This window comes from Luteococcus peritonei, from assembly GCF_039526385.1.
In the GTDB taxonomy this organism is placed as follows: domain Bacteria; phylum Actinomycetota; class Actinomycetes; order Propionibacteriales; family Propionibacteriaceae; genus Luteococcus; species Luteococcus peritonei.
This window is the reverse complement of the sequence record NZ_BAAAIX010000036.1, coordinates 1-5,748: the sequence shown is the minus strand read 5'-3', so window position 1 is coordinate 5,748 and position 5,748 is coordinate 1. Positions and strand designations below refer to the sequence as shown.

Annotated in this window: 4 protein-coding genes and 2 tRNA genes; 5 read left to right on the top strand and 1 reads right to left on the bottom strand. The window is 70.4% G+C overall.

Annotated features, from left to right (window positions below; all coding sequences use genetic code 11):
• Nucleotides 1–202: 202 nt before the first annotated feature.
• Nucleotides 203–296 (bottom strand) — tRNA-Ser (locus ABD073_RS15210).
• 193 nt (nucleotides 297–489) lie between these two features.
• Here ABD073_RS15210 and ABD073_RS15205 point away from each other — a divergent pair.
• The 5 genes from ABD073_RS15205 (at nucleotide 490) to argG (ending at nucleotide 5,584) form a co-directional block, all read left to right on the top strand.
• On the top strand, nucleotides 490–2,205 hold the full coding sequence (locus ABD073_RS15205) for an LCP family protein (protein ID WP_343876001.1): 1,716 nt from the start codon (nucleotides 490–492) through the stop codon (nucleotides 2,203–2,205).
• A 132-nt stretch (nucleotides 2,206–2,337) separates the two neighbouring features.
• Nucleotides 2,338–2,422 (top strand) — tRNA-Ser (locus ABD073_RS15200).
• Between the two features lie 33 nt (nucleotides 2,423–2,455).
• Entirely contained in the window at nucleotides 2,456–3,037 is a 582-nt protein-coding gene (locus ABD073_RS15195) for a hypothetical protein (RefSeq protein ID WP_343875999.1), read from the top strand.
• A 76-nt stretch (nucleotides 3,038–3,113) separates the two neighbouring features.
• Nucleotides 3,114–4,085 carry an NAD(P)H-quinone oxidoreductase gene (locus ABD073_RS15190; RefSeq protein WP_343875998.1) on the top strand — a complete coding sequence of 324 codons (972 nt, stop codon included), beginning with the start codon at nucleotides 3,114–3,116 and terminating at the stop codon, nucleotides 4,083–4,085.
• Nucleotides 4,086–4,165: 80 nt separating this feature from the next.
• On the top strand, nucleotides 4,166–5,584 hold the full coding sequence (gene argG, locus ABD073_RS15185; RefSeq protein ID WP_343875996.1) for an argininosuccinate synthase: 1,419 nt from the start codon (nucleotides 4,166–4,168) through the stop codon (nucleotides 5,582–5,584).
• The last annotated feature ends 164 nt before the right edge of the window (nucleotides 5,585–5,748 follow it).

Below are 5,748 nucleotides of genomic sequence, written 5' to 3'. Positions count from 1 at the left end.
ACCTCGACCCCATGCGCCATCACAACCCCTCCTCACAGAACCGTTGCGCTGACCACATGAATCCGCCGGGCTGACATCGGCGATCCGGACGATCGAGGGGACGGTTTTCCGGGTTGGGCAGGCAGCCCGCATCCGGACCGGGTGGGCAGATGGCCCTGGGAACCAGTGATGCCGCCGGACCCTGGGGTCCGACGGCATCGGTTGGCGGAGGTGGCGAGATTTGAACTCGCGATGGGGTTTTAGCCCCAAACCCGCTTAGCAGGCGGGCGCCATAGACCTGACTAGGCGACACCTCCAACGAGGACCAAGCGTAACGGGAAGCCAGCCTCGCGGCAAAGCCGCCTCTCCTGCAACCCCCGAAGACCTGCTCCGGCACGGCGCTCCAGTCCCCGGCGGAGGCCCGGCAGCGGCTGCACCAGACCCCCGCTTGGGCGGTTGAACCGGCGCCACTTAACATCTTGAGGACACCTGACTTCTGGAAGGGCCTCGATGGTCACCCCCCGCCGAGCACGGCACGTCGCGGACGACGCCCCGGACGGAGCGCCGCGCCACGACGCGATCGACCCGCTCACCTCTGAGCCGGCCGTCAGCTCGACGTACCCCGAACCGGCCGGGGCCGGTGCCTCTCGCGGGGCTCGACGAGCCACCCGGGAGGGGCACGGCTTCGCCGGCTCCGTCGCCTGGACCCTGCTCGGGGCCGTGCTGCCCGGCAGCGGCCTGTGGCCCACCCGGGGTCGCACCCCCGGAGTACTGATCAGCCTGCTCTTCGCCGCGGCCGCCGCCGTGGTGGCAGCGCTGGGACTGACCGACCTGGGCGCCCTGGCCGCGGTGGCGGTCAAGCCCGACGAGCTGCGACTGCTCGGCATCGGGGCGATCGTGCTCGCGGTGGTGCTGCCGCTGCTGCTGGTCACCACGCACCTCGCCACCCGGCCTCGTCCGGCCAGCCCGCTGCAGCGGGCCTTCGGTGGCCTGCTGGTGGGCCTGCTCAGCTTCCTGACAGCCACCCCGCTGCTGGTGGGCGCCAACTACGCCCGCAACCAGGCAGGCCTGGTGAACAGCGTCTTCGACGACACCGTCACCCGCAGCCAGACCCGCCCCACGCTGGCGGGGCGTGATCCCTGGAAGGACCACCCGCGGGTCAACATCCTGCTGCTGGGTGCCGACAGCACCGCCTACCGCGACGCCCACCAGCCCGAGGAGGGCATCCGCACCGACACCGTCATGCTGGCCAGCATCGACACGGCCACCGGCAACATGGCGCTGGTGCAGCTGCCCCGCAACCTGGAGGCCTTCACCTTCCCCGAGGGCTCGCCGCTGGCGAAGGCCTATCCCAACGGCTACTGGGACGGCGTCGACAACGAGAACCCCGAGTACGAGCTGAACAGCGTCTGGAAGAACGTGCCCGAGGCGCACCCCGAACTGTTCACCGACACCGACTATCCCAACGGCGATGCCATGAAGATCGCCGTCGAGGGGATCACCGGGATCCGGCCCGACTACTTCGCCATGCTCAGCATCGACGGCCTGACCCGCTTCATCGACGCCGTGGGCGGCGTCACCGTGAACATCAACACCCGGCTGCCGATCGCGCAGACCTCCGAGGAGGCGGCCAAGGGGATCCCGCCCAAGGGCGGCTACCTGGAGGTGGGCCCCAACCAGCACCTGAACGGCTACAAGGCCATGTGGTACGCCCGCAGCCGCTCCCAGTCGCAGGACCCGGACCGGATGGCGCGGCAGGGCTGCGTCGTGAAGGCCATCGTCGACCAGGCCAATCCGCAGACCGTGCTCACCCGTTACGAGGCGATCGCGGACGCCGGCAAGTACGCCCTGGTCACCGACATCCCGCAGTCCGCGGCCCCGGCCATGGTGGACCTGGCGCTGCGGATGAAGGATGCCCGGGTGCAGCGCGTCCTGTTCGGCTACCCGAACACCAAGTACGCCGACGGGACCCAGTTCAAGCCGTGGAAGCCCGAGAAGGAGAAGATGGTCGAGCTGATCCGCGCCGGCATCGACAAGTCCATGGGCACCGCCCCCAGCCCCACGGCCGCCCCGACCAGCGCCTCGGCAGCCCCCAGCACGGCGACCCCCAGCAGCACCCCCACCCCGACGCCGACCCCCTCGCAGAGCCCCAGCGCGGCCGCCGCACAGGCCGACCTGAGCGATGCCTGCGCCTACCATCCGCAGCCCGAGCAGGCCCCTCGCTGAGCCCCATCGCCCCAACTCTCCCCACCGGGGGCCGTCACCGCGCCGCAGCGCTGCGCGTCGGGACGCCACCGGGCGTCGGATAGCATGAACGATGACCGGTCCGCCGGCGGCAGCCGCCGTCCGACGGCACGGGGCGAGGTCGCATAGTGGACTAGTGCAGCCGCCTTGAAAGCGGCCGAGGGGCAACTCTCCGTGGGTTCGAATCCCACCCTCGCCGCAAGTTTCCCCGCTGCAGCCCCCGAGGAGCACCGTGAGCCAGACCGACGCCGTCCAGCCCGCTTCCCACCGCTACGTGCTCAAGCCGGCCCCGCCGGTGCGCGCCTTCGTGATCGCCGCCGCCCTGGTGCTGCTCGGCGCCCTGCTGGTGGCCCTCACCAGTGGTGGCCTGGGCCGGGCACTCGCGGTGCTGGTGCTGCTGGCCGGTGTCACCCTGGCCGCCATCGCGGGCAGCTCCATGGTGCGGATGCGCACCTTCGTCGACGTGGATGCCGAGGGCTACCGGATCACCGGACCCGGCACCGAGCGGCAGGGCACCTGGGAGGAGGTCACCAAGGTGACCACCAGCGCCAACGGCTCCCACCTGACGCTCTACCACGGCCAGGTGGGCCGCACCCACGTGATCGCCCCGCAGGGCGAGGACGAGCAGATGACCTCGCTGGTGGCCGACATCGCCAAGCGGCTCGACGCCAGCCGCGGCTACGGCGAGACCATGAACGTGCCGATGATGCACGCCCCCGGCCTGCAGCCCGGCGACCCGGTGCCCGGGACCTCGGCTCCGGCCCAGGTGGATGGCGACGCCGCCGTCGGCAGCGAGCGCCCCGAACAGGCCTGAACCGCTCCTCGGGACCGCCTGCCGGGCCCTGTCAGGGGCCTGTCGGCGCTGCGGCACGCTGTGGCAGGCTGGCAGCATGCATGCGATCACCGTGACCGAACCCGGCGGACCCGAGCAGATCGAGTGGGCCGAGGTGGAGACCCCCAGCCCGGCTCCCGGTGAGGTGCTGGTGCGCACCGTCGCCGTCGGCGTGAACCGCGCCGACCTGCTGCAGCGCCAGGGCCACTACCCGCCGCCCAAGGGCATCAGCGAGACCATGGGCCTGGAGGCGACCGGCGTGGTGGAGGAGCTGGGCGAGGGCGTCACCGACCTGGCCGTGGGCGACGAGGTGGCCTGCCTGCTGGCCGGCGGCGGCTACGCCGAGTTCTTCGTGGTGCCCTCGGGGCAGTGCATCCGGCCGCCCCAGGGCGTCGACCTGGTGACGGCCGCCCAGCTGGTGGAGGTGGCTGCCACGGTGGTCAGCAACATGGACGGGGTGCACCTGCGCGAGGGTGAGACCTTCCTGGTGCACGGCGGCGCGGGCGGCATCGGCACCTTCGCCATCCAGTACGCCAAGGCACTGGGCTGCCGCGTGATCACCACCGCGGGCAGCGAGGCCAAGCTGGAGCACTGCCGCGCCATGGGCGCCGACGTCGCCATCGACTACCACGACGACTGGGTGGCCGAGCTGAAGCAGGCCACCGACGGCAAGGGCGCCGACGTGATCTTGGACGTGATGGGCGCCAAGTACCTGGAGCTCAATGTCGATGCACTGGCCACCGAGGGCCGGCTGGTCATCATCGGCATGCAGGGCGGTGTGAAGGGCACCCTGAACATCGGCAAGCTGCTCAACAAGCGCGCCCTGGTGACGGCCACCAGCCTGCGCTTCCGCCCCGTCGAGGAGAAGGCGGAGATCTGCCGTCGCGTCGCCGAGGTGGTCTGGCCGATGGTCGAGGACGGCCGGATCAAGCCCGCCCCGGAGACCCGGATCCCGCTGGCCGAGGCGCGTCGGGCCCATGAGCAGCTGGCCGGCGGGGAGAACGTCGGCAAGATCATCCTGGTGGCCTGAGGGTCGTCGGCCGGGTGGGCCGGGGCCCAGATGGAATACTTATTCGACGTTTGGAATAGGTATGCGTTAAGCTCTTCGACGTGTCCAAAGTTCTGACCTCCCTGCCCGCCGGCGAGCGCGTCGGCATTGCCTTCTCCGGGGGCCTCGACACCTCTGTCGCGGTTGCCTGGATGCGCGAGAAGGGTGCCATCCCCTGCACCTACACCGCTGACATCGGCCAGCCCGACGAGCCCGACGTCGGCTCGGTGCCCGGCCGTGCGCTGGAGTACGGCGCCGAGATCTCGCGCCTGGTGGACTGCAAGGAGGCGCTGGTCGAGGAGGGCCTGAGCGCCCTGGCCTGCGGTGCCTTCCACATCCGCTCCGGCGGCAAGGCCTACTTCAACACCACCCCGCTGGGTCGCGCCGTCACCGGCACCCTGCTGGTGCGGGCCATGTACGACGATGACGTGCACGTCTGGGGCGACGGCTCCACCTACAAGGGCAATGACATCGAGCGGTTCTACCGCTACGGCCTGATGGCCAACCCGCGCCTGCGGATCTACAAGCCTTGGCTGGACGAGCAGTTCGTCGCCGAGCTGGGCGGCCGCCACGAGATGAGCGCCTGGCTCTCCGAGCGCGACCTGCCCTACCGCGACAGCCAGGAGAAGGCCTATTCCACCGACGCCAACATCTGGGGCGCCACCCACGAGGCCAAGACCCTCGAGCACCTCGACGTGGGCCTGGAGAGCGTCGAGCCCATCATGGGCGTGAAGTTCTGGGACCCCTCGGTGCACATCGAGACCGAGGACGTCACGATCTCCTTCCAGAACGGTCGCCCGGTGGCGATCAACGGCAAGGACTACGACTCCCCGGTGCGCCTGGTGGAGGTGGCCAATGCCATCGGCGGCCGCCACGGCCTGGGCATGAGCGACCAGATCGAGAACCGGATCATCGAGGCCAAGAGCCGCGGCATCTACGAGGCCCCCGGCATGGCGCTGCTCTTCATCGCCTACGAGCGGCTGCTGAACGCGATCCACAACGAGGACACCCTGTCCAACTACCACGCGCAGGGCCTGCGCCTGGGCCGGCTGCTCTACGAGGGCCGTTGGCTGGACCCGCAGAGCCTGATGCTGCGCGAGTCGGTCACCCGCTGGGTGGCCTCGGTGGTGACCGGCTCGGTGACGCTGCGGCTGCGTCGCGGCGACGACTACTCGATCCTCAACACCTCCGGCCCGAACTTCAGCTACCACCCGGACCGGCTGTCGATGGAGCGCGTGGAGGACGCCGCCTTCGGCCCCACCGACCGGATCGGGCAGCTCACCATGCGCAACCTCGACGTGGCCGACAGCCGCGAGAAGCTCGAGCTGTACCAGACCCAGGGCCAGCTGGGCGGCGCGCAGGCCCGTCTGGTGGGCCAGCTCACCCCCGGCACCGGGATGCTGATCCCGTCCATGGGTCGCGGCGAGAACGAGGCCGAGCGTCGCCTCGACGAGGCCGCGCTGGAGTCCGGCACCGACTGACCCGCAGGCCGACGCTCCCCGAGGCACCAGGGCGCGCCGGCCGACAGGGTGGTCGTGGTGTTCACCCGCACCACGACACGACGAGGGCCCCGACCATGGCGGGTTCTAACGGTCCTCGCAACACCCCGATTTTTGGGAGTTGTGAGGACCGTGTCGTTTGTGGA